Annotated in this window: 22 protein-coding genes and 1 tRNA gene; 14 read left to right on the forward strand and 9 right to left on the reverse strand. The window is 55.1% G+C overall.

Annotation, left to right across the window (positions count from 1 at the left end):
• Positions 1-121: 121 nt before the first annotated feature.
• Genes yacG through ACI7M0_RS03230 form a run of 4 tightly spaced genes read right to left on the reverse strand, consistent with a single transcriptional unit; the run spans position 122 to position 3,019 of the window.
• On the reverse strand, positions 122-322 hold the full coding sequence (gene yacG / locus ACI7M0_RS03215) for a DNA gyrase inhibitor YacG (protein ID WP_010951889.1): 201 nt from the start codon (positions 320-322) through the stop codon (positions 122-124).
• Complete coding sequence (gene coaE / locus ACI7M0_RS03220) at positions 319-942, reverse strand: dephospho-CoA kinase (protein ID WP_064492469.1); 624 nt, start codon at positions 940-942, stop codon at positions 319-321. Before coaE ends, yacG begins: the two co-directional genes overlap by 4 nt.
• Positions 942-1,808: an A24 family peptidase gene (locus ACI7M0_RS03225; RefSeq protein WP_129932825.1), complete on the reverse strand. Its 867-nt coding sequence runs from the start codon at positions 1,806-1,808 to the stop codon at positions 942-944. The genes coaE and ACI7M0_RS03225 overlap by 1 nt, the downstream gene beginning before the upstream one ends.
• Positions 1,809-1,810: 2 nt before the next feature.
• Positions 1,811-3,019 (reverse strand): type II secretion system F family protein, encoded by a 1,209-nt coding sequence (locus ACI7M0_RS03230; protein ID WP_129932824.1) that lies wholly within the window; start codon positions 3,017-3,019, stop codon positions 1,811-1,813.
• A 216-nt stretch (positions 3,020-3,235) separates the two neighbouring features.
• Here ACI7M0_RS03230 and ACI7M0_RS03235 point away from each other — a divergent pair, with 216 nt between their 5' ends.
• From ACI7M0_RS03235 to ACI7M0_RS03255, 5 genes are all read left to right on the forward strand, one after another.
• Positions 3,236-3,646, forward strand: coding sequence for a pilin (locus ACI7M0_RS03235; protein WP_012051131.1), 411 nt, complete (start codon positions 3,236-3,238; stop codon positions 3,644-3,646).
• 71 nt (positions 3,647-3,717) lie between these two features.
• Positions 3,718-3,793, forward strand: a tRNA-Thr gene (locus ACI7M0_RS03240).
• A gap of 164 nt (positions 3,794-3,957) precedes the next feature.
• The gene (locus ACI7M0_RS03245) at positions 3,958-5,286 is read left to right on the forward strand and encodes a phage integrase central domain-containing protein (protein ID WP_129932823.1); all 1,329 of its coding nucleotides are present in this window, start codon (positions 3,958-3,960) and stop codon (positions 5,284-5,286) included.
• 894 nt (positions 5,287-6,180) lie between these two features.
• Positions 6,181-7,161, forward strand: coding sequence for an integrase domain-containing protein (locus ACI7M0_RS03250; protein WP_129932822.1), 981 nt, complete (start codon positions 6,181-6,183; stop codon positions 7,159-7,161).
• Complete coding sequence (locus tag ACI7M0_RS03255; protein ID WP_129932821.1) at positions 7,158-7,433, forward strand: hypothetical protein; 276 nt, start codon at positions 7,158-7,160, stop codon at positions 7,431-7,433. Before ACI7M0_RS03250 ends, ACI7M0_RS03255 begins: the two co-directional genes overlap by 4 nt.
• Positions 7,434-7,884: 451 nt before the next feature.
• On the opposite strand, the gene ACI7M0_RS03260 is transcribed toward ACI7M0_RS03255, so the two are convergent.
• On the reverse strand, positions 7,885-9,999 hold the full coding sequence (locus ACI7M0_RS03260) for a HAMP domain-containing sensor histidine kinase (protein WP_129932819.1): 2,115 nt from the start codon (positions 9,997-9,999) through the stop codon (positions 7,885-7,887).
• Positions 9,987-10,688: a response regulator transcription factor gene (locus tag ACI7M0_RS03265; protein ID WP_129932818.1), complete on the reverse strand. Its 702-nt coding sequence runs from the start codon at positions 10,686-10,688 to the stop codon at positions 9,987-9,989. The genes ACI7M0_RS03260 and ACI7M0_RS03265 overlap by 13 nt, the downstream gene beginning before the upstream one ends.
• A gap of 249 nt (positions 10,689-10,937) precedes the next feature.
• On the opposite strand from ACI7M0_RS03265, the gene ACI7M0_RS03270 reads away from it, so the two are divergent.
• From ACI7M0_RS03270 to ACI7M0_RS03285, 4 genes are read left to right on the forward strand one after another with little or no spacing between them, the layout of a single operon-like run.
• Entirely contained in the window at positions 10,938-11,948 is a 1,011-nt protein-coding gene (locus tag ACI7M0_RS03270) for a CBASS cGAMP-activated phospholipase (RefSeq protein WP_129932817.1), read from the forward strand.
• Positions 11,942-13,138 (forward strand): CBASS cGAMP synthase, encoded by a 1,197-nt coding sequence (locus tag ACI7M0_RS03275; RefSeq protein WP_129932816.1) that lies wholly within the window; start codon positions 11,942-11,944, stop codon positions 13,136-13,138. Before ACI7M0_RS03270 ends, ACI7M0_RS03275 begins: the two co-directional genes overlap by 7 nt.
• A gap of 1 nt (position 13,139) precedes the next feature.
• Entirely contained in the window at positions 13,140-14,858 is a 1,719-nt protein-coding gene (locus ACI7M0_RS03280; protein ID WP_129932815.1) for a ThiF family adenylyltransferase, read from the forward strand.
• A complete protein-coding gene (locus ACI7M0_RS03285; RefSeq protein WP_129932814.1) occupies positions 14,843-15,316 on the forward strand; it encodes a Mov34/MPN/PAD-1 family protein in 474 nt (157 codons plus the stop codon). The genes ACI7M0_RS03280 and ACI7M0_RS03285 overlap by 16 nt, the downstream gene beginning before the upstream one ends.
• Before the next feature lie 123 nt (positions 15,317-15,439).
• Here ACI7M0_RS03285 and ACI7M0_RS03290 read toward each other — a convergent pair whose 3' ends face one another.
• Both ACI7M0_RS03290 and ACI7M0_RS03295 read right to left on the reverse strand, forming a co-directional pair.
• Positions 15,440-16,540, reverse strand: coding sequence for a hypothetical protein (locus ACI7M0_RS03290; protein WP_129932813.1), 1,101 nt, complete (start codon positions 16,538-16,540; stop codon positions 15,440-15,442).
• A gap of 323 nt (positions 16,541-16,863) precedes the next feature.
• Positions 16,864-17,823 (reverse strand): DUF4365 domain-containing protein, encoded by a 960-nt coding sequence (locus ACI7M0_RS03295; protein WP_165366980.1) that lies wholly within the window; start codon positions 17,821-17,823, stop codon positions 16,864-16,866.
• Between the two features lie 751 nt (positions 17,824-18,574).
• On the opposite strand from ACI7M0_RS03295, the gene ACI7M0_RS03300 reads away from it, so the two are divergent.
• From ACI7M0_RS03300 to ACI7M0_RS03320, 5 genes are all read left to right on the forward strand, one after another.
• Positions 18,575-19,975 carry a PAAR domain-containing protein gene (locus ACI7M0_RS03300; RefSeq protein WP_129932811.1) on the forward strand — a complete coding sequence of 467 codons (1,401 nt, stop codon included), beginning with the start codon at positions 18,575-18,577 and terminating at the stop codon, positions 19,973-19,975.
• A complete protein-coding gene (locus ACI7M0_RS03305) occupies positions 19,968-20,357 on the forward strand; it encodes a hypothetical protein (protein WP_003247529.1) in 390 nt (129 codons plus the stop codon). Before ACI7M0_RS03300 ends, ACI7M0_RS03305 begins: the two co-directional genes overlap by 8 nt.
• Positions 20,358-20,548: 191 nt before the next feature.
• Positions 20,549-21,004, forward strand: a complete 456-nt coding sequence (locus ACI7M0_RS03310; RefSeq protein WP_010951906.1) for a GFA family protein — start codon at positions 20,549-20,551, stop codon at positions 21,002-21,004.
• Positions 21,005-21,091: 87 nt separating this feature from the next.
• On the forward strand, positions 21,092-21,502 hold the full coding sequence (locus ACI7M0_RS03315; protein WP_010951907.1) for an NUDIX domain-containing protein: 411 nt from the start codon (positions 21,092-21,094) through the stop codon (positions 21,500-21,502).
• Positions 21,503-21,980: 478 nt separating this feature from the next.
• Entirely contained in the window at positions 21,981-22,208 is a 228-nt protein-coding gene (locus ACI7M0_RS03320; protein ID WP_014755271.1) for a hypothetical protein, read from the forward strand.
• 64 nt (positions 22,209-22,272) lie between these two features.
• On the opposite strand, the gene ACI7M0_RS03325 is transcribed toward ACI7M0_RS03320, so the two are convergent.
• Positions 22,273-23,658 (reverse strand): GntP family permease, encoded by a 1,386-nt coding sequence (locus tag ACI7M0_RS03325; RefSeq protein ID WP_129932810.1) that lies wholly within the window; start codon positions 23,656-23,658, stop codon positions 22,273-22,275.
• Between the last annotated feature and the right edge of the window lie 3 nt (positions 23,659-23,661).

Consider the following 23,661-nt stretch of genomic DNA (forward strand, 5'->3'; position numbering starts at 1 on the left):
CGGGCATGCCCGCGAACACGGGCGAAGCCCGTGCCATCCACTGCGCCGCCTGCTTCGCGGGCTTGCCCGCTCCCACAGGTACCGCGCGGGTTGTGGGCCCGCGTTGTATTTGTGGATCAGCTCAATGCCGCGGCTCCAGGTCCCCCGAATACAGCTCATCTTCGGACTCTTCCGACCCCGCAATCTTGTGCTCCTCGGCTGCCCAGGCCCCCAGGTCGATCAGCTTGCAACGGTCCGAACAAAACGGTCGGAACGCGTTTTTTTCGCTCCATTCCACAGGCGCGCCGCAGGTCGGGCAATCGACGGTCAATGGCTGGCTCATGGCTGGCCTCCTTTCAAAGTCAGGTAAAAGTGGTGCAGGCGGTCAATCTGCTCATGCAGCGCGGCCAGGCCGCCGTCGTTGACCACCACATCATCGGCATGGCGCAGGCGATCCTCACGGGCCAACTGCGCCTGCAAAATGGCCTGCACGTGCTCGGCACTGGTGTTGTCCCGCGCCAGGGTACGGGCTATTTGCAGGTCCTGCGGCGCATCGATCACCAGTACGCGTTGGGTCTTGTGATGCTGGCCCGATTCGATCAGCAGCGGCGACACATAGACCGCATAAGGCGACTGCGCCTTGGCCAGATAGCTGAAAATCTCCTGACCGATCAGCGGGTGCAGCAGTTGTTCCAGCCATTTGCGTTGGGCCGGGTCGGTGAATATCAGCTGGCGCAGGGCGGCACGATCGAGCTGGCCGTCGCCCTGCAGCACGCCCGGGCCGAAGCGCTCGACGATGCTGGCCAGGGCCGGGCGGCCAGGTTCGACAACCCAGCGCGCCGCCTGGTCGGCATCGACCAGGTGCACGCCAAGCTCGACAAAGCGCTCGGCAGCGGCGCTTTTGCCGCTACCAATGCCGCCGGTCAGGCCGAGAATCCAGGGGGTAAAGGCCGCAGTGGTCATCAGTATCCAAGCAGTTGCATGTATGAGGCGTATATTTCATCACCCCAGAGCACGGCAATCCACCCCGCAATTGCCAGATAAGGGCCAAACGGGATTGCCGTGCCCAAGGCATGCCGGCGAAAACGCAGCAGGCACAGGCCAACAAGCGCCCCCACCACCGACGACAACAGCAGCGTCAACGGCAGCACCTGCCAACCCCCCCATGCCCCGATCAGCGCCATCAGCTTGAAATCGCCATAGCCCATGCCTTCCTTGCCGGTGACCAGTCTGAACACCCAGTACACCGTCCACAGGCTGAGGTACCCGGCCACTGCGCCCCACAGGGCATCGGCCAAGGGCACATGGATACCAAAGGCATTGACGATCAGCCCTAGCCACATGGTCGGCAGCACCAGCACATCCGGCAGCAGTTGGTGGTCCGCATCGATCAGGCTCAGCGCCAGCAGGCACCAGGTCAGCGGCAACGCCACCAACGCCTCTACCGAAGCGCCGAAGCGCCAGGCCACTACCAGCGACAGCAGCGCGCTGGCCACTTCCACTACCGGGTAACGCAGGCTGATGCGGTTTTTGCAGGACGAACAGCGCCCGCCCAAGGCCAGGTAGCTGATGACCGGAATGTTCTCCCACGCACGAATCCGGTGCGCGCAGTGTGGGCACCGGGAGGCGGGCAGGCACAGGTCGAAACGCGCGTGCTGCGTGGTCGGCAGCCCCAATACCTCTTGCGCCTCACGCTGCCATTGCCGCTCCAGCATGATCGGCAGGCGATACACCAGCACGTTGATAAAGCTGCCCACCAGCAGGCCGAGCACCGTAGCAAGGGTGAGGAAATACGCTGGCTGTTCAGCCAGAAAAGCCCATAAAGTCATGTTCAGATCAAACTACCCAACTGGAAGATCGGCAGGTACATCGCCACCACCAGGCCACCCACCAGCAAGCCCAGGATCAGCACGATGGCCGGCTCCAGCAGGCTGGTCAACTGGTCCAGCGCCTGGCTGACCTGTTCCTCGTAATGGCTGGCGGCTTTTTCCAGCATCTGGTCCAGCGTGCCGCTGGATTCACCGATGGCCGTCAACTGCACCAGCAACGGGGGAAACAGCGGTTCACCGGCCATCGCCTGGTTCAGCCCCTGCCCATTGGCCATGCCTTGGCGCAGCCGCAACACCGCCTGCTCGTGCAGGTCGCCACCCGTTACCCGCGCCACCGTCCCCAGCGCATCCAGCAACGGCACCCCGGCGCCGTAGGACGTTGCCAGGCTGCGCGCAAACCGCGCCAGCGCGGCCTGCCCCAGCAACTTGCCAAACACGGGCAAGCCCAGCACCCGCCCAGATATCCACAGGCGCGCTGGCGCGTGCTGCCGGTAAAGCTGGCGCACGGCAACACCCAGCACCAAGCCCATCACCAGCAGCAGCGGCGCAAACCGGCTCAGCCCTGTGGACAAGTTGATCACCCATTGGGTAAATGCCGGCAACGCCGCGCCCATGCCCGAGAACATGCTCTCGAATTTCGGAATGACCTCCAGCAACAAGATCGCCGAAACCCCCAGCCCGGTCAGCAACAGCAGCAGCGGGTAGATCATCGCCTTGCGCACCTTCTTGTGCAGCACCCGACGCTGTTCCAGCATGCCGGCCAGCTGCTCCAGCTGCCGGTCGAGCGTACCGGACTGCTCGCCCACCCGTACCAGGTTGCAATACAGCGCATCGAACCATGCCGGGTGACGCTGCAACGCATCCGCCAACCCCAGGCCCGAGGCCACATCCTGTTTCAATCTTTCCAGCAACGCCGCCTGCGCCGCATCGCAACCACTGCGGCCCATCACCTCGAACGCCTGCAGCAGCGGCACGCCGGCCTTGAGCAACGTCGCCAACTGCCGGCTGAACCCCGCCGGGTCCGCCTTTTCGCGCCGCTTTGGCAAGCTGAACGCCAGCCCGCTGGCCGGCTTCAAACTCGCCACCGTGATGCCCTGGCGAATCAGCCCGGCGCGCACATAAGCCGGGCTGCGCCCGGGTGTTTGGCCGCTGACCGGCGCGCCGTTGGCGTCGGTGCCGTGCCAGCGGTAGAGAAGTGAAGATGAAGTCATGCAAAGGTCCTTGTTCAGCCCCGGCGACAAGCCTGGAAACAGCTTGTCGCGTCCATGCAAGGGCACGCGTCCGTGATGCTCACTAGAGTAGTTCAGCGAAGATGACGCCCGTGCGGGCAGGGGTGACAAAAGGTGTCTGTTCAGGCCTACTGCGCCGCTGCCGGTTGGGGCGCAACTGACCTCAATGTGTAAGCGAATCAAAAAGGAACTACGTTCATGAAAGGGCAACGCGGTATCACCCTGATCGAACTGATGATCGTCGTCGCGATCATCGGCATTCTGGCGACCATCGCCTTACCGATGTACACCAACCACCAGGCACGCTCCAAGGCCGCGGCCGGGTTGCTGGAGATCAGCGCGCTGAAGACGGCGATGGATCTGCGGCTGAATGATGGAAAGGATGTAGCGGATGTCGCCGCCCTGGGTGGCCAGCCGGCGACGGCGCATTGTGCGATCACGGCGAGCGGCAAGGCCGCGGATGGTAGCGGCAGCATTGTCTGCACCCTGGTGGATGCGCCGGCCAACGCGCTGGGCAAGGCCCTGACCCTGACGCGTTCGGCCAGCGGCTGGGCGTGCACGACCGACATCGAGGAAGACCTGGCGCCCAAAGGGTGCAAGGGGGCTTGAGGGCGGGGCAATAAACCAGCGGAAACAGGGGTTTGCGTTACGGGTGTGAGCAGTGGTACGTTGCGCTACACGCCGGTGTAGCTCAGTCGGTAGAGCAGCGCACTCGTAACGCGAAGGTCGCAGGTTCGATTCCTGTCTCCGGCACCACATCCAGCTCCACTGCATTCCGCTGAATGCCTTGGAAGCCCTCTAAACCGGCCTTATGGCCGGTTTTTCGTTTCCACGACCCTCCGTCGGGAACCAACAAAATCCCCAATAACCCGGGGTATTTTTGGGGTACAGCGTCTTTCCTGCATGGAGAACGTACCCCTATGCCACGCCTAGCCATTCCGCTCAGCGACCTTAAATGCCGCTCGGCCAAACCGCGTGATCGCGCCTACAAACTGTTCGACGGCGGGGGCATGTACCTGTACGTCGCGCCCAGTGGCTCGAAGACTTGGCGGCTGCGGTATTTCAAACCCAGCGGCAAGGAAGGCACGCTGATCATCGGCAAATACCCCATCGTTTCGTTGGCTGTCGCGAGGATCAAGCGCGATGAGGCTAAAGCTTTGTTGCTCGATAACCTTGATCCGATGGAAGAAAAGCAGAAGGCCAAGATCGCTGCTCAGCGGGCGAGCCTTCTATTTGAAACCGTTGCCCTGGAGTGGCACGTCGAAATGTCTCGGCGTTGGACTGAGGGGCACGCCAAGACGGTGCTGAGCAGATTACGCACCCACGTGTTTCCACTGATTGGCCAGCGGCCTATCGCTGAACTCGACACCCACGATCTCCTTGAGGTCACCCAGCGAGTCAAAGATCGCGGCACGATGGATGTTGCGCTGCGTGTGCAGAACTACCTATCCACGATAATGCGGGGCGCCAAGCGGGCGCGGCAGATCACTCAAAATCCGGCGCTCGATCTGGCTGGCTCGATTCAAGCGCCGCGCGTCGTGCACCGTCCTGCACTCTCGCTGAACCGCCTTCCTGAACTGTTGGATCGAATCGACAACTACACCGGTCGCGAGCTGACCCGGCTCGCCGTGCTGCTGACGCTGCATGTGTTCGTGCGCTCCAGCGAACTGCGCTTTGCACGGTGGGATGAATTCGATCTGCAACGGGCAATGTGGGAGATCCCCGATACACGCAAGCCGATTGAAGGCGTCCGCTATTCCACACGCGGGACCAAGATGAGTGGGGACATTCAGATAGTGCCGCTGTCGCATCAAGTCATCGAGATCCTTGAACGGTTACGCAGCTTGAATCGGTTCTCTGAACTGGTGTTGCCCGGTGACCACAGGTACTGGAAACCCTTGTCGGAGAATACGGTTAACCAGGTGCTGCGCAATATGGGGTACGACACCACCAAGGACGTGTGCGGGCATGGTTTCAGGACCATGGCTTGTAGTGCCTTGCTCGAATCAGGGCTATGGACGGACGCGGCGATTGAGCGGCAGATGAGCCATCAGGAGCGTAACCGCGTGCGCGCCGCGTACATCCACAAGGCCCAGTTTCTGGAGCAGCGTCGGTTGATCATGGCGTGGTGGAGTAACTACATCGATGCCAACAGATTGGGCCATGTCACCCCGCATGAGTTTGCCCACCCGGTAGGCGATAACGTCACCGCCTTGCCAAATGGCCATGGCGCATTCAATCGTGGGTGAGCCTGCAAGATCGGCGCTGGCTGCTCTTTCACGCGGGTCCTTCCAAACAGGGCTGCACAGCCGCCCTGTTTGGAAGGACCTCACTTTGCAAAGCTAAAAGCCACGACGTTGTCCGGGGTTTACCATGGAATTCCGCCGGTGAATAACCGCTTTTCACGTCCCAAGTAGCGCTGAATTTCGACCCTTGACCGGGTTTATCCACAGGCGTAGAACTGGCCGTGCAAGCGCTGTCGATGACAGCACCACAGGTGACCCGAACCTTCAAGGTTACGCCGCTCCCGCGGTGGTTCTCCCCAAGGGCGATTCGCATCCGGCAGCTCGCCCGGTCACCTTCCCGGTGATGGATGCTCTCTAATCTCATGGCCCTCGTGCGCCAGCTACACCGTACTGTGCTGCCCTGCAGCAACCTATCCGCTTGGCCGACTACTGCGCCAACCTGCGCCCGTCTCTTTCTCTGGAAAGAGACGGGCGCTTCTAACGCTGCTGCAGCGCTGATCGCACATGGCTTTGCGGCATTCCCCCTCGTGACAATCGGCGTGACAAACGCCGATGTCACCAGCAGCAGCGATGTAGATGATGGTGCCGCAGACCAGGGAATGGACTGCACCTGACTGACAGTCAGGCATGCCCCGGTCATCGCATTGCTGCATGCACCTGGCTCAGGATCTCGCGGCACTGGTCTCGTCAGCCAGTACTGCCTCCGCCCGCCCACCGGTAACGGTGCTCAGGAGGCCAGATCATGAGATGCCCTCGCTCCCGGACGTAAGGAGCCGCCAGTCCCGCGTAGTGGACACTCCCCACAGGTCGCAGGGGCCTTGATCCCTGATAACACTCAGCATTCTTGGCGGGATGACGTGGGGTGAGGACCGGAGAACGGCAGATGAGGTGACTGACATGGCATTGGTGGGTAGACGCGATGGTCGTAATTTCGGTTACGGCAGGCAATTGAGCTATGCAGGGCCGCAGGCGTTGAGAGACATGTTCGGCGGCGGCCACTACGGCACGGTGAAGGCACACTGTGATCGGTGGCAGGCATTCGTGAAGTGGTGCCGCTCCGAACAGGGTCCCGGTATCAATGATGCGCGGCAGATTGATCGAAAGGTATTGGCCGACTACGCGGCGTATCTGCGCGACATTGTTAGGCGCGGTGATCTCGCCGTCAGCACCGCGCATAACCGCCTATCCAGCGTTAACAGGACCATGGCTGCGCTTCGCGGTAATCAGCATGTGAAACTGCCAAGTCCGAGCAAGGCGCTGGGCATGCAGCGCACCGGTGTTCGTCACTCGTTACTCCAAGGCCAAGATCGCGCGCAGGTTAAACAGATCGTCGATGCGCTTTGCAGCCGTAATCAGAGACGGGCAGCAGCGATCGTTATGTTGGCGCGAGCCAGCGGCGTGCGCTTGCGTGAGGCCATCTTGGCTGACCTGCCGCGGCTAAGTCGTGAGGCTAAAGAGTTCGGCATGATCAACATCCAAGACGGCACCAAAGGCGGCCGCGCCGGTGCCTCGGCGCAACGATGGATTGCAGTGGACGACCATGTTCGAGGTGCACTTGGATTTGCGTACGAAGTGTCGCCTGCGGGTAGCCGCAACCTGATTGCGCCATACGAAAGCTACCTGAATTTCCTACAAGAAATCATCCGTCCTGCGCGGGATATCCTGCATGCAAACAACCTCAAAGGTTTCCATGAGCTACGAGCGGCATACGCATGTGAGCGCTATGAGCAAATCACCCAACACCGCGCGCCTATCAATAGCGGCCACTGTTGCCAGGTAGATAGGAACCTTGATTGTGAGGCTCGGAGGCAAATCAGCTACGAGCTGGGGCACGGTCGGATCGATGTGATCGCTGCTTACATTGGTGGGCAGGAATGAGTAAGCAGTTCGACATGGAGCTATTCCTGGCTGGAGTGCTGACCGGCTCGCACGCAACCCGGCGACGCCACGTGCGCCAGGCGAAAATTATTCAGGCTGAAATTTCAGAGCGTTGGCATCGACTGACGCCTTGGGCTTGGCAGAAAAAGCATGTGATTTGGTTTCTTGAGCATCGCCTAAACCGACGCAGCGAAGCGACGCGGTATTACTATCTGCTGACCGTGCGGCTGCTCGCCCGTCGTTTACAAAAAGCATGGGTGTTCAACCTCTGAGCGAGGTGCTGCTATTGATAGGTACGACTGGCAGCAATCGACCCAAAGCGGCCATTGGCGAGGGGCAGCAAACGGCCAATAGCAGATGTTCTGCAGCCGAACTGGCAAGTACTAAATGAGCACGCAGTGCCGTTATGGCGTCTTCCCGGCTGCTTTTGCCAGAAAAGATGCCAGGCCTGAAATTGTCAGCCCTCGCTGCTCCGTACAGAAAAATCAAATAAACGACTACAGCTCGTCCCGAATAATGATGTCAAGGCATCACGTGACTCCCGAAAACAAGTCGAAGCATCCGACACTACGGATTCACAAACCCGAAAAATAAGGACAATGCGAAAAACGGTTGGGATCCATAAATTTGCGTCCTGGCCGACTGACCCCTCAAAAGTCCGACCGACCCGAATGGGCCGGTCGTGACGATTAGCATTGGTTTATCGCCTGACAACAAACGAAACTAGCTTACGCATGGAAGCCTAATTTCGAAACAAACCCCATCCCCTAAGTTTCGCGCAGTCAAGCTTCCGCTCAGCCGTGAAACAAACGTTTTCGCCATATACAGCCCCTGTCCGAGATGCTCATCTTCTCCAGCACCATCTCGCACAGATACTCCATATTCAAATATCTCTTCTATAGGGTCATTCGCGATATGAGGGCCTATATTTTTTATTGTGACTACGGCACTTCCACGCTCCAGGTACCCATCAACGATAATCTCAGTATCAGGCACTCGGAAATCATTGGCATTATTAATAATGGCTGTCAGCACGGATTCCAGCATATCCGCATCAACCATCACATAAAGAGCCTTATCACTTCCAACATATTTGATGCCTGCAATCGCAGACTCAGTAGCGTTAATTAGGTATTCAGTGATATTTTCCTTGGTAATGTCTCCAGACAGCGAATTCATTGCTTCCTGGGGAGTCTTAAAGGTAAAACTATCAGAAATCTCCTGCCCCAACGAAGCATCATACAGATATTTCACCGCGAAAGAGATCCTGCGTACATACCTAGTACTTGGATCATTCTCATCGTTGTGCCGAAGCATCAGATCCTGCAATGGAGACCTAATTTCATGACCAATGGCACGAAGAAATTTATGTTCTCTTTTCGAACGCTCAACCGCACTGCGGCCATAAGCTATAAGTGCCTCATGAAGTTCCAAAATATTTCGCCAAAGAACCCCTACCTCACTCTGACTTTCCTTGATATGAAAGGGTAATCTATACTCATCAACTACGCTAAACCTCTCTTTCATATGCAGTGTATTGCGACGAACCTTATAAAGTGGATCCAGCACAAATACACGAAGGATCACGTAGGATACCAATAACATGATACTTATAAGCGAGGATAGCAATACAATGGACTGCGCGGCCATTCGCCATCCGCCCAACACGCTGGAGGCATCCCCACGAATGGCAATAGAACTCCCATCGGGGAGCTGGGCCAGTGCGTCTATATTTTTTGCCGGAACGATGACCTTAATAAGAAAGTCAGTTAAATGATCAATCAAGTTAAAAGGGAAATTCCGTTTAGCACCTAAATTTTCGACCGTCGAGTGCCTGACTTCAATTTCTGTACTTGAGTTACGCGGAGAAAACACCAAAACCTCACCCGGCGTTAGATAATTTCTCATTTTATCAAACGAAAAAACGGTATCTGGCTCAGACAATGTCGAATCCAGTATGATACTGCTCTCACCTATCGCATTGTTACCGATTAATTTTATGTCTAGGCGGGCTTCGGAGATATCCTTGGGCGGCCAAATAGTGGCTTTCCCTTGAGCCTGATTGGCCTGGAAAGCATCGTCCGCAAATGCATAAGCCGGGATTTGGAATATGAACTCATACCTATTGGCTGCACCTTGGCCGTTTAATTTCAGAGCGCGCCCTTTGATCTGTGGCTCTCTTGAATAAGCTCTACGTGTTGACGATCCAATTCTGAATCCAGTTAAGCTCCAGGCTGGGGATAAGTAAGGGGTCAGGGTGTCGCCGACACGCTTCACGGAATCGAAGGTGACGATAAACTGGCTAACTGTACCGCGCGCAGATAACGTAACTAAGAAATAATCTCCCGTTCTAGGGTCATCGATGTAACGAGGCGATACCAAGTCGTTAATTTTTTCGAACCTCCCCCTCACATAAGCTATTGCTCCCAGAGCCTTGTTTGTCAGCATTCCGGCACACACTCTATTTTGCGGTGCATCCATGCCTGCATAGCTGCATCCCAGCAGAGGCTTTACGTCCTCAACATGCCCAGGCATAACGTTAATATACTCTAGAGGTATTTTATAAAAAGGGATTCCAGAGTTATCAGGTTTGGGGGCATCAAAATTACTAAGGTTGACTCTCCCATCAAGCGAGTCAAACTCATAGGCGACACGCTGCAAATTACGCTTCACACTTGAATCATATTGTTCAACCACAGATCCGAAGCTTAATCTGAGCGCTACGATTGTGCCCGCCAACACAACAACAAACATCACAACCAGCACGCCGACAACATAAATTCTTATCGAGGCTTTGCTGATATTACCCTTAAGCTTATTGAAATCTAATCCAGCCACCGGACCCCCTTCATCCTGATTACTTCGACGTGCCCCTCTGACTCCCCCACATCTTTTAGAACATCTCGGATGGTTTTTATATGCTGACGGATCGCGTCGTTGTTTTTTCCACTTTTTACGAGATCAAAAAAATCTTCATACGGGACGAGATTGCCTTTCGCCTTATATATTCGTTGCAATATAGTTTTCGCGGTGTGCGGAATATTCAAAGGCTTGCCTTTAAACCTAGCCTTACCCGTATCGGGGTCAACGACTAGATCTTCCGCAGCCTGTTCCTGCCGTTGCTGCGAGTTCTGTTTACTTTGTGAGTTCTGTGTATCTCTCAACACCCTCATTGCCGCTGCTAAAAACATTTGCCCATCGGCAGCAATAGGTTTCTCAAGAAAGTCCCAAACGTCCAACTGATACATTATCGACCGATACACTGAAGATTCCAATCCGGAAACAACAATAACCGGACTTTTGTGGTATTGCGAATTTACACTTATAAGGCCTATGCCTGCATTCTTTTCAGGAGGCAGCTCAATATCCAAAACTATAAGTGAATAGTTATTTTGTTTGATCGCCACCTCAGCAGAAGCCCTGTCAAAGAACTGAGTGACCTCCACTCCGTGATTGAGCTCTCGACAAAACGCGGCAAGCGCATTATTTACAGCCTCTGAGTCTTCAACAATGGCTATTTTGTACATGTAGTGAACCTCGGGAAAAACCAAGCAAAACGATTAACGCGATAATCTCATAAAGGTCAATAGCACGCACGTGAGCAAACGCTCACGAAGCGTAAGAAATATTCACGTTTCATACTGCAAGTAAACGATTGCGTGCTGGTGGAGACGTAACGTAACAAAGCTACCCCAAGCGCCCCTTTTTTACTAACGGCTCTGCCGCTAACTTATCGGTCAATCGCGCTCCCCTTGAAGCGCCGGAGGTTAGTTTCCATGTCAGCAAATCGTTTTCAGGTTTTAGCGCTATCAGGCGGGGGGTACAGGGGACTGTACACTGCCACCATATTGGCAGAAGTAGAACGTGAAATTGGTGGTCCCATCGCCCGCCATTTCGACCTCATTGCCGGGACGTCCATAGGCGGTATCCTGGCGCTCGCCATCGCATCGGAAATTCCTGCTCAAGCAATCGTAGACCTCTTTAAAAAGCATGGAGAGGCTATTTTCAGTCCCCGCACGAGCATGCCCATTTTCAAATCCACGTTCAGCAGTGATGAGCTTAAAAAGCAAATATCAGCCCCCGAAATGCTGGGCGAAAAGCTTCTGGGGGACTGCCTTCACCCGGTCGTCATCCCGTCGATCAACTACTCGACTGGCAAACCTGTGCTGTTCAAAACCCCACACCATGAAAGCTTTCGCCGTGACCATCAACACGCGATGGTGGACATTGCACTCGCCACGAGTGCTGCCCCAACCTACTTTCCACGCCACCAGTTTCAACACAACCAATACGTCGATGGCGGGTTGTTCGCCAACGCCCCGGGTCTACTCGCGCTCCACGAAGCGGAAACGTTTTTCGACGTGGCCAGCTCGGAGATTCACCTGCTGTCTATTGGGACGATGTCATCCAAGTTCACCGTGAACCCAAAAAACAACCGTGAAGGCGGCGCGATGGACTGGGGTGGAGGTAACCCTCTGAAAGCGGCGCAACGATTGTTCGGCTTGTCAATTTCCGTTCAAGAGTCGCTTTGCGACTTCATGCTGCAGCACAAGCTCGGCTCACGCTACATGCATGTTGACGAAGACCTGACGGACGATCGCTCCAAGGCTGTCGCCCTGGACAAAGCAGACATTCATGCTCAGGAAGTGCTTATAGGCTCTGGCCTTGAGAAAGCGAAGACCTGTCTTGGAAAAGCGGACTTCATGGAGTTCGTTGCGCACAAAGCTCGCCCCGTAAAATTTTACTACGGCAACAACGCGACACGTCAGGAGTCTGAAACATGCTGAACCTCACCAAGCTCTTTTTTTCTTCCGCTGACGACGCCGTTTTCAGCGACAACATCGCGCCCACGGAGGAGCAGCGTGACTTTCTGACTCAATGCCGGACGAAAATCCGGGAGTATTTGAAGCCTGCGATTGCCAACGCAACCGTCGCTATTTTGGGTATGGAAAAGCGCGTGGAGCCTCGGTTCAGGACGCAAGGGTCTTGGTCATACAAAACCTGCATTCAGCCTGCACAGCCGGAACTGCAGGAAATCGACCTGGACTATGGGGTTTACCTTCCAGTCGATGTTTGGCAGGACAATGGCCCGCCCGCTGCAATGGCCAAAAAGTACTTCGACCTGGTTGAAACGCTCCTTCAGGTGCTTTGCGCTCAGGAAGGTTGGAAGTTGGTAACCGGTACCGCCGCTAAGGATACCTGCATCCGGATCGACGCCTGTTCGTGGGCACACATTGACATCCCCCTTTACGCCGCTCCGATTGATGAGTTCAACAAGGTTATCGAGCGCACGGTGGCACTGAGCACCGAACGGCGTGCGATGGTTCTCGACGGTGTCAGTTCGAATGAAGCCTTTCTGGAAGTGGCGAAAGCCAAAGCTCAAACTTGGGACGACCTTGACACCATTATGCTGGCTTCCCGGTCTGGCCTGTGGAGGGCTTCCGACCCAGAGGATGTCGCAAAGTGGATTAGAGACCAAGTCGCGCGTTTCGGCGATCTGGGCAATCAATTCCTTCGCGTATGCCGGTATGCCAAAGCGTGGCGGGACTTTCACTGGAAATCTGGTGGGCCGACGTCCATTTCCTTGATGATCGCGATTGCCCAAAACTTCGAAGGTAAGCGAGGCCGTGACGATATCGCATTCGAGAATGCTGCGACCGCGCTGTCCACCGCACTCAATACCGAGATTCGCGAGCCAGGCATTGATGACGGCGCAGAGGACTTCAATCGCTTGAAACAGGACGAGCGTGAACACGCTTCGAGTAAAGCTGAAAACCTGGCATTGGCGCTCAAAAGAGCCAGGGGCTGCCAGGAGTATCAAAAGCATCAGGCGTTGCAGATTACCTCGGGTCAGCTTGGCAACCGAGTCCCGGCGACCACCAGCCTGATCGATGTTGAAAGCGCCACGGAAATTGTGCGTTCAACCGCACCTGCCGTAGTGCCTGCCCCTCGCGTTCCGAACACGTCTGCAGGTTGATATGGACTTTGAAGGCCTTGGCGATGTGCTTCGCTACATGCATGGACTGGGCTTCAAAGCCCGTCCAACCAAAAATGGCATTCGCAGATTTCTCGGAACATTGAAGTCCACTGCCGGGCCCGTCCCAATAGAACTGGCGATTGCCGATTGGGATTTCCTTGTCTACCCGACAATCCGGATTACAGAGAAGCCTCCTTTTCTACCGATCCGTATGGCGCACGGAGTCGTCGGTGGCGACTTTTGCTACCTGGCTGAAGGTTCTGTCGTGCTTGATCGATACAACCCGACAGGTGCCATTGCCTTCTGCTTGCAGCAGGCCACGAGCCTGATCGACCAACTCATCAGCAACCCCACTCAAAGCCAAGCTGACATGCAAGCAGAGTTTCAGTCCTATTGGGCTGGATCGAGTTTGGGAACATTGCTCCCAATTGGGCTTTCCGAATTGTCATCCGAGCTTGACGAAGCCAAGGTGTACAAGCTGTCACCCAAAGGGCCATTTGGCGACATCATCACCACCAGTAAAGAAGCACTGGATCGGGTGGCCCGTTCATGGGGTGCAAGCGTTCAACCGCTTGAAGCACAATCCTGCTGGCTGCTGCGAACAACCGCAGCGCCGGATATGTCATCCGCGCTTCCATGGACGGTAAAGGAAACGTTGGATTGGCTGAAAACCTGGGACAGATCACTCTATGCTGCGCTGCAAAAAAGGATCAAAGCCGACACGTCGATCTTGGACTTAAGCCGAATTTATATCCTGATTGACTCGCCAGCGGGCTGGATCGGTTTTGGCTTTTCTGTCAACAAGCGCTACCTCACCAAAGCTACCAGCAAAGGGGCTGCCGGCAGTCGTAAATTTGCGGGAAAAGCTTACTTTCAATATCTCCATCGATTCGGCGGATCAGACAAAATATTTCGCCTCCTCACAACAGATCTCAGTGCAGACTTTTTACACACGCGAAACCTATCCGGCTCACTGAAAAACGGGTTGTCCGGGCTTAAAATCGCTCTACTTGGGTGCGGGTCGGTTGGTGGTTATATTGCTCAAGCGTTGACTCGACTGGGCGCAGGCACAGACGGTGGCCTGCTCACCCTGATCGACAATCAGTTTCTGCAGCCTGAGAACATAGGTCGCCACGCCCTTGGGTTTAATGCGTTGCTCAAGCGTAAATCTAACGCGCTCAAGGATGAACTTGATCTGCAGTTCCCCTACAGCAACATCGAGTCGCGACCCATCGCCATAACACCAAAGCTCGATTACTCCAGCTTTGATCTCATCATCAATGCAACAGGCGAGGAGCCCCTTTCAGAAATGTTGAATGCGCTACGCATTCGCGATGAAGGGACTTTCCCCCCTGTCTTGCATGCATGGATCAAGGGTAATGGCGAATGCGTTCAAGCCTTATGGACTGACTCCCTGAAAAACGGTTGCTTCCGCTGCTTGCGGCGGTACGAGCCTGGAAGCGAAATGGCGGAACGATTCAAAGTACTCAAGAACGAAGTGGAAAAGGGCTTCCGTGCCTGCCAGCACTTTACGCCATACGCTGTGTCCGCATCGCTGTCCGCTGCCGCACTCGTCGCTGACATGTTGATTGACTGGAAAAAGAACGGCAGCCCAAGCCCGAGGTTTCGAACCAGAGCGGTGGAAAACGCAGATACCTTCAAGATAAAAAATCAAGACATCACACCGTTGAGTGGTTGCCCTGCATGCGGAACGAAATGATTTTCACGGCTCCGGAACTGCAAGGGTTATACGTTCTCGTCGAGAGCACTGTGCTGGACGTCATCTGCGCATACCGCCAGGACGGTCAAAAGAAGCACGAAGCCGGAGGAACGTTGATGGGGTACAGATCGGGCCAACACCTCCATGTCTTGCGCGCGACAGTGCCCATGCCTCTGGACAGACGCTCACGAATCAGTTTTGAACGCCTAGATCCTGGTCATCAGCTTGCCGTGACGAAGGCTTGGGAGGAAAGCCAAGGCCGCATTGATTACCTCGGTGACTGGCATACCCATCCACAGTTGAATCCATTGCCTTCTGGAATTGACTACACGGAATGGGCAAAGCTCGGCTCAACCCTGGATAAACCTCTGCTCTTCATGATTGTGGGAGAGCGTTCGAAAATTTTTGCGGCCTATCACGTTGATCAGAAGGCCATATCGCTGACTGGCGGCAAATGAAAGATCTTAAAGTACTCGGCGGGTATGACCTCGAACGTCCGCTATGGGTCGAAACCAGTCACTCGCGAACGGCTGCTTGCGACCCAAAGGCGGCTCTAGACATAGAATAAATCTGTTAGCGGCTCACCAATTGCGTTCCATTGAAAGCAAATAAGAGTAAGGACTATCTATTATCGTGCGCCGTCTCTGATTTGCTAATAAGACCGCTGATGCTGTCAGCGAGATTCCCACTCCAGCAACCAAAGCGATAGAGGTTGGAATACCTGCAAAGATTGCTGTCGAGGTTGGGGCAGCTGAGAAGAATGAAACCTTTAATAACCCGCTAAGGCCTGCATCCCAGCGTTGAGCCCGCAGGGACTCTCGGAGACTATGCATCGCTGGCAATACGTTGGCCTGATACTGGTCTGATACGGCTTGTCGCAGCGCCTCGATAGGTACCTCTTTAGGCAAGTCCGCGGTAAGACGTGAGATTTCTCGCCGAAATACAGCCAGCTCTTCCGCGTGGTATTTTTTAAATTTGAGAATTTCACCCACCGACAGATGCTCAGGCAAAGAAATTCCTTGCACCATAAGATCAATTAGCAAACTAGGGGCAACATCTGTTGGCAACAAGCGCCTCGATCCAAACGCGTCGAACTGGCGGCCAACGCGTCGATCGCCAGTAGTGCCAAGCGGCTTTCCCTTGCGCACAGCGATTGCCAATTGGTCTGCTGCAGACGACTCGGTCACCAAGCCTAGGCCTAGTCGCTCAGCCAATTGAGAGGCGAGGAGCGTCATGTAGAAATTTGCGAAACCAGGTGCGACGTGAAGCCAACCGTCATCATTAAGCCCACGCTCAAGTTCTGAGCGGATCATGTATGGCAGCTTTTCCGGATGAATATGAGCAAGCTCGCGCAGCTCGTAGGACATCTTCTCGGGATGAATTCTACGAGTCGGGTATTTGTCTGTATCAAACATTACACCGGCCGAGGCTGGGTCCGTAAGAAATTCGAGAACTTTTTCAGTAAGTTCCTCAACTTCCTCCATGTCCGATGAAACACGAACTGGATTGAGTACGCCTTCATCATAAAGGGCACGAGCAAAATCATTCGAGTAAGGTTCACGATGGGAAACGGGGACTATTGTTCGGATGGAGTCCCAGAACAACACCGCACTTCGTAGCCAACGCTCATTTTTTATGTCGATGTATGGGTAGTAAAGCGCTGTTGAAAAGGCTGTGGGCATCAGAGTTCCTCCATGATAATTCTTGATTGACTAGCCGCCGTGCAGCTACATCAGTGTGGCATGGAACTCCCTTCGGCGTGTCCATGGCCGGTTTCTGCCGGTGTTGACCGACCGCTTCGGGTCGATAGCGGCCAGTCATGAACAGCCGCAATCGGCCCAAGGCTGCCGGTCAGCACCGACAGGCATGGACCAGAAGCAGACTTTTATCTCACCTCGATTTTGAGGGTTAGGGGGCGTCCACGAAACCTGGGGCGATTCACAGGCAATGGTGTATGCGGCTGACACCTAACTCTCGGCGGCCGTAGGTCCGTTGCTGCCACTTGTTAGACGCATGGATCTACGTCACCAGACCATTTTATACTTCGCTCAATTTCACCAACACGACAATAATCCACCTCACTCCATTCGTACTCAATAGTATCAATGAGGCAGTTATTTTTACCTACTTCATTAAGCTCCAGACTCCTTCTCCTGAGTAGGAAGGGAACAAATTGAACTGTTAGCCCGCTTAGTTTAATTGGTTTAGGTATTTTTTCTAGGTGATGAAGTGTCTCAGAAATAAATGCTAGAAAAAAATGCTTGTACTCGAAGACCCTGCAGTTACTCTCGGCGTACTTCATCATGTCTTCAATTTCCTCGAGCGGGAATCCGTCCACATCCGCTGTTAAGTAATCAATCATTATGAAATCAGTGTCTGTTTGAGCTAACATTGAAAGCCAGTGATAGTCTCTTGGTATCGAGAGATCACTAGCAAACTGAATTTTGTGTTGAAATCGCCATCCAAACCAATCCCTCAGTAGTAGTTCTATTAGGTCGTTCTTTCTGTATAGATTTGAAATACTAGTTAATGATTTTATTGATTGCCTTGTAAGGGGTTGAGATTTTGGAACCTTAATGCTCCAACCTTTTTCATGAAAATTTATGTTTTGCATGTCAACATGCTGCCACCAGCAACATCCCAATTCGGGATCGCATAGTATTATAAGTACTGGTTCTGAGAGCTCTGTCCAATACCTGAGGTGCTTGTAATTCCCTCTGTATATAAAGTGCTCTTCAGACTCCTCTTTTAAATAGCTTGGTCCGCATTTAATCTGTAAGGATAGTCTTTTGCCATGACTGGAGTTATCATCTAGTCTAGCTTCTATCTCGCCATCTATTCCTAAGTCTGTAGACGAGAGCTCCCTAAAGATCCATCTGAGATCTTGATGAACTTTCATGCCAACAAGATGGACACCTGTGCGGCCCATGATTTCTTCGTCTGGTGCAACTGGCCAATCTGACATCGACATTCCTTTCTCGTAATAAACCAGCTACCTAGCTAAAAGTAGACGTCGCAAGCGGGGAAACACTTCTTACCAATGTTGCCTGATAATGTTCCTGGTCCATGGGTAGCTCGTTCAGCCGCTTCCTCAGAGCGGTGGAAACGCGACATGAGGCGGTAAGAAGAAGCAATATGGCCTGCGCGGAGATTACGAAACCGCTAGCAGCGTGTCCATGGCCTGTTTCGGCCAACTACTACTGTTGCTCGTAAGAAGTCATTAACCAGCATCCCCGAGGGACCGCTTTTGGTCGATAGCAGACATCTGAAAAGGGCCGTAATGGGTCGTTTTCGCCGTTCCTCACGTAGCGTTTGAAGCGGGTGGGCGTAGCTCTCACTGGACCTCCGCAACTCCCGATTCGATTCCACTAAAAGCCATAACTAGCTGATCTGTTTATAGATACCCTATGAGGTACATCAAAAAATCCACCAAATTCCAGCCCCACGAAAACCGGGCCCTCACGGCCAATAACCGTCCGTCTGTCTCCGCACCAGAGTCAGTTGGCCTATGGCGATTTCTCGCTACCAGGTACCAATAGAAGCCCGCCTTGTGCGGGCTTTTTTGTTCCCGCTGTCCCGTTCTCAAACCGCTAGGTCGTGCCTAGTCCTAAATCCGCGTTGCTTGTAGGAATCGTCTCGTTAGCTGCTCGAGGCCTCATTTGCCCCTTCTTAGCTGTTAGGTTCTTTCGCTCCTACAGTTCGCAAGGGACTCTGAAATGCGCGTCAGTCTGGATGGGCTTGGCCAAGCAGTAGACGGTGATGTGACCACCACAGGTGCGATTTGCATCGCCACCGGGGAAGGTTACCTCGACGAGGGACGAATGGTCCTGAGGATGGGGGATCCCACCACACCTTGTCCACTTTGCGGGCTGGAAGGAAAGGTCGTCGAAGGGGTGTGGCACTTCATCTCGGATGGCCAGCCAGTCGCGATGGATGGCGCGTTAGTTGATTGCGGTTGCCCAGAGGGTAGCAACCGGGTGGTGGCGCCTTTAGGGGAAATGCCCCCGCCGCGGCTGCCGGTTGCCGTACGCACTAGCCTCACACCCGCTGGCCCTGGGAGCTCTAGCGCTTTGGCAGGGGCTTCGCCCGCCATGGTTGGCGGGTTGCCTGGGCAGATGCAGCCGGGATTCTATGTGGTGCCCCGGAGCATGTCGTTCCCGCAGATTCTGTTGGAGCTGGCTAGCCATGATTCGACCTTGCCCATTTCGTACCTGCAACGCCTGAACCCGACTTTCGAACAGGGGTTCAAGGCAGGGGAAATCTTCGTCATCGGCGATCCGGATAACGGTTATGCCTGCACCCAGGAGGAGGCCCAACTCATGGCGGCCGCCGAGCGCGCGCGACGTTCCTTGGCTGTACTCGATTTTGCCGAGTCAGATTTCATGATGGAGTATCAGGCTGAAATTGCCGGACTGCTTAGTGACGCCAGTCTCTCCATGGGGGTGGGTAAGGACATGATGGACCACGGCCTCCGGCAGCTTCGCAGCACACTTGGCAACATCGAGCGTTTACATCAGCAAGAATTTCTGCGCCATGGCCATCTGAATAGCCCATCCTTCTTCGCCGAACGACGGCTGTTATTGGAACAGCTAGATGGTCAGCTGAAGGCGACTTTTCTAAATAAACATCTGAATCTAGGGGCCTACGAGCGGCTGAAGAAAAGCTTGAATATCTCGACCAAGAGCCTTGTGCATCATTGGTCGAAAGCCGGTGGGCCAGGGCAGATTCCTGGGTACGCCACATACTTGGACAAAGTGGCGAAGCTTAGTAAGTACCTTCGGTATGGTGGGCATGTCGGAATTGGCTTAGGTGGTACATCTTCCTATCTGAAAGTCCAAGAGGCCTGCCGTGCAGGGGAAACCGAAGGCTGTAAAAAAATTCGTTTGTCTGAGGCAGGTGCTTTCGCTGGGGGGCTGGCGGGAGGGATAGTGGGTGGCAAGATTGCTGGGATCACTGCGCTCGCTGTATGTGGGGTGTTCTCTGCTGGTACCGCGGGTTTCGGGGCGCCGGTATGTGGCATTGCGCTGGTCGGGGGAGGGGCTTTTGCTGGGAGCATCGCAGGTGCGGAGGGCGGTGAGCAAATGGGCGAGCTGATCTACGAATCACATTATGACTGAGTTCGAGAGTTGGCCCGTGTGGCTGAAGTGGATAATGCTGGCGTGTCCGTTTGTGATCGCGTTGGCCGGTTGTGCGGTCAGTGCATTCATCGCGGGTACAAGAAATTTCACTGTTGCAACCTCGGCTATCCAAAGTCATCCCGGCCTGGAGCAAATGAAACTGTTTTTGGGCACGCGGCGCTTTGGCGCTCGGTGGCTGCTGATAACGTTTCTTTGTGGAATACTCATTTGGCCTGGCGTACATATGCGCCGAGGGCATCTGGACATCGAAGAACTAGAAAACTTCCCTGCGAAACTTAAGTTGGCTCTACAGGTATCCACGTGGCTGACGGCCTTTGGCTTCGCTTGGATGTGGGTGACCTATGGATTCATCAAGGCGTGAACGTTGATGCCACGGAGATCGTAGCTCTCACTGGATCCTTCGCAAGTCCCGATTCGATTCCACTGAAAGCCATAAGTCTGGTTCAGTTACACCACTTCCCGGGAGGCAATCATAGTGTCAGGCTAAAGTACATAGATTTGGGCCTTTGTCTCGTGGATATCCAGGTTGCCTTCTCAGGCCAGGGAAACGTTATGACTGATGAAAAAAAGGATGATCGCCCTGTTTACCAAGCAGCCTGCCATTGCGGGACTGTACGGTTTGAACTGCGTTTGACCGATGGTCTGCGTACCGCGCGCAGGTGCAACTGTTCGCTCTGCCGCATGCGCGGGGCCGTGGCCGTGTCAGCCAATCTAGGCGATATCACTGTGACGCAAGGGGAGGAGGCACTGACCCTTTATCAGTTCCATACACGGGAAGCTAAGCATTACTTCTGCTCGAGGTGCGGCATCTATACCTTCCACCAGCGGCGTTCTGCGCCGGATCAGTATGGTGTGAATGTTGCGTGTATTGAGGGGATGAGTCCGTTTGATTTTGCAGATGTGCCGGTTAGTGAAGGGCGTGTTCATCCTAAGGATCGGGTAGATGGGGGAGTGGGGGTTGCGGGGTGGCTGCGGTATGAAGGTAACCCGGAGTGGGGTCAAGGGTGAGGTCAAGATGAAGGCGGGCTCATCGGTCAGGCAGCTTGCTTCGCTTATGCTTCCCAACTCACGTGTAAGGATCGGAGGTGTGACGGCATGGAAGCAGAAAAATCTTGTCCTGTAGTCCTGCGAGGCCGAGAAACGCTGGAAATTTTAGCGTTCGAGCATCCATTAGCAGGCTTTCAGCTGGTCAAAGGCAGTGTCGAGCCAGGTGAGGCAACCGACCTGGCTGCGGTTCGAGAGCTGAAAGAAGAAGCAGGTATTCCGTCGACAGTTGGGCGACATTTGGGGGAGCGGCGTTTCATCGTAACTGGACACACATGGGCATTTCATGAATGTCATGTTGCCCAAGACCTTCCTGATACTTGGGTGCATTTTGCAGAAGATGATGGAGGCCATGAATTCAGATTCTTTTGGCATCCTCTCATGAGCGAGCCCTCTGAAAATTGGCATCAGGTTTTCAAGGATGCTTTGAGCTTTATTCGGAAAAGGCTCACTGAAGCCTAAGTGCGCTTCAACTAGATCTTGATACCAATCCGTTTTGGCCGACTTTTCCTACAACTCCCAGCGTCCATTCACATCCCCCCAAACCTTGCATTGCAGCCCCCACGACGCTACCGTGCTCCAGTCGCGGCCAACTCCGCGACCGGGTTTGGCGACCCGAACGAAAAGGCGCATCGGCGCCCCCGACCACGATTGCAGGCGGTTTTTTTGCGTCCGCAGTTTCGTGTAATGGCGGCTGTGCGTGGGAGACCTTCGGGTCTGCCGAGTTCCTTTTCCTCGGTTCGCCAACCTGCGTACAGCTGCCACCCTAATCGTTTGGCGACGGTCAGCGTGGTGCTTCAATCGAAAAGGACCGCATGCATGCTCATCTCAAGTCCATACAGGATCCTCGCATCCGTTCTCCTCCGCCGTTCCGCAACGGCCCTCAGCTATTTCACCCTCAACCAACCCCGCTGCGTCTCCACCCAACCGGAGGCCCGCCATGTCTGACCAAGAACGCCTCTCCACCATCCAAAGCTACGCCTGGACCCTCGAACTGCTAGGCGAGGCCCTGGTCCAGCACGACGAAATGCTGGAATGCGAACACAACCCGCGGCTGAGTTTTCGCAACACGGCCGGTATCCATCAGGCGATCCGGATCATCAGCCGGTTGGCCAGTGAGCAGTGTGGGAAGGTAATGGAACGAAGCGAGCAGGATCTGCAGCGTTAGGCCAGATCGTTGCTCGAGGGGGGGGCCAGATTGGGGCTGCTGCGCAGCCCCCGTTGACTCGAGTTCAACCTATGGTGATGGCCGCATTCAACATCAACACCACCATCAGCCCGACCACCGCCACAATCGACTGCACCACCGAAATGGTCTTGGTGGCTTCGCCCATGGTCATGCCAAACGACTCCTTCACCATCCAGAAGCCCGCATGGTTCGCATAGTTGAAAAACAGCGAACCGCAGCCGATGGACAAGGCCAGCAAAGGCAGGTTGAGGCTGGGGTCTGCACCTGCCAGCGGTGCCAGCAAGCCGGCAGCCCCTACGATACCGACCGTGGCGGAACCGGTAGACACCGAGAGCAACATCGCGATCAGCCACCCCAGGATCAGGGGGGGGAAGGCAGATTGCTGGGTCAGGTGCACAATGGCATCGCCAACCTTGGCGCTGGTCAGCATTTCCTGAAAGGCACCGCCACCGGCAATGATCATGATGATCGAGGCAATCGGCTTGAGGCTTTTGCCCAGTGCATCGCGCAGCTGTTCGGCGTCGCCGCCGCGCGCAAGCACCAGGCTGGCGCCGGCGAACAGCACGCCCAGCAGCATGGCGATCAGCGGGTTGCCCAGGAAGCTGGCCATCTCCAGCAGCGCATTGCCTTTGGGCAGCAGCATCTCGGCGACGGCATGCACCAGCATCAGGATGGCCGGCAGCAATGCGGCCAGCATGCCGACCATTACCCCGGGGCGGGGTTGGCCGTCGGCTTTTTCAGCCAGTGTGAACTGGTCCAGCAATGCCTGATCGGGCCGCGTGGTCATGCGCGGTGAAATGAACATGCCGTACAGCGGGCCGCCCAGGATCATTGCCGGAATGGCGGCAAGGAAGCCATAGAGCATGGTGGGCCCAACCGAGGTCTTGAGCACGGCGATGGCGGTCAGGGGGCCTGGGTGCGGCGGTACCATGCCGTGCATGGCGGCAAGCGCCGAAATGACCGGCACACCTACATACACATACGCCGAGCCTTTGAAGCGCGCCTTGCTTTCCAGTTTGCGCGCCACGCTGAATATCAGCGGCAGCATGATCACCAGGCCGACTTCGAAAAACATGGGGATGCCAATGACGAAGGCAACCAGCATCATGGCCCAAGGGATCATGCGGTCGGAGGTGCGCTTGAGGATGACATCCGCGACCTGTTCCGTGACGCCAGCGTCAGCCAGGATCTTGCCGAGCATCGCACCCAGCGCAATCACCACCCCCACTGCGCCCAGTGTCTTGCCGGCGCCGGTGAGCAGGTGGGAGACGATGCTGCCTGGCGCCATATGCGTCGCGAAGCCCACACCAATGGACACCACCAGCAAGGCCAACAGCGGGTGCATTTTCAGGCGCGAAACGATGAGCGCCACCAGCACCAGAACACTGGCCAGTGCTGTCAGTAATAGCTGTATATCTAAGGGAGTCATTCA

It is taken from the genome of Pseudomonas sp. 10(2024) (assembly GCF_045164175.1).
GTDB classification, from domain to species: Bacteria; Pseudomonadota; Gammaproteobacteria; order Pseudomonadales; family Pseudomonadaceae; genus Aquipseudomonas; species Aquipseudomonas alloputida.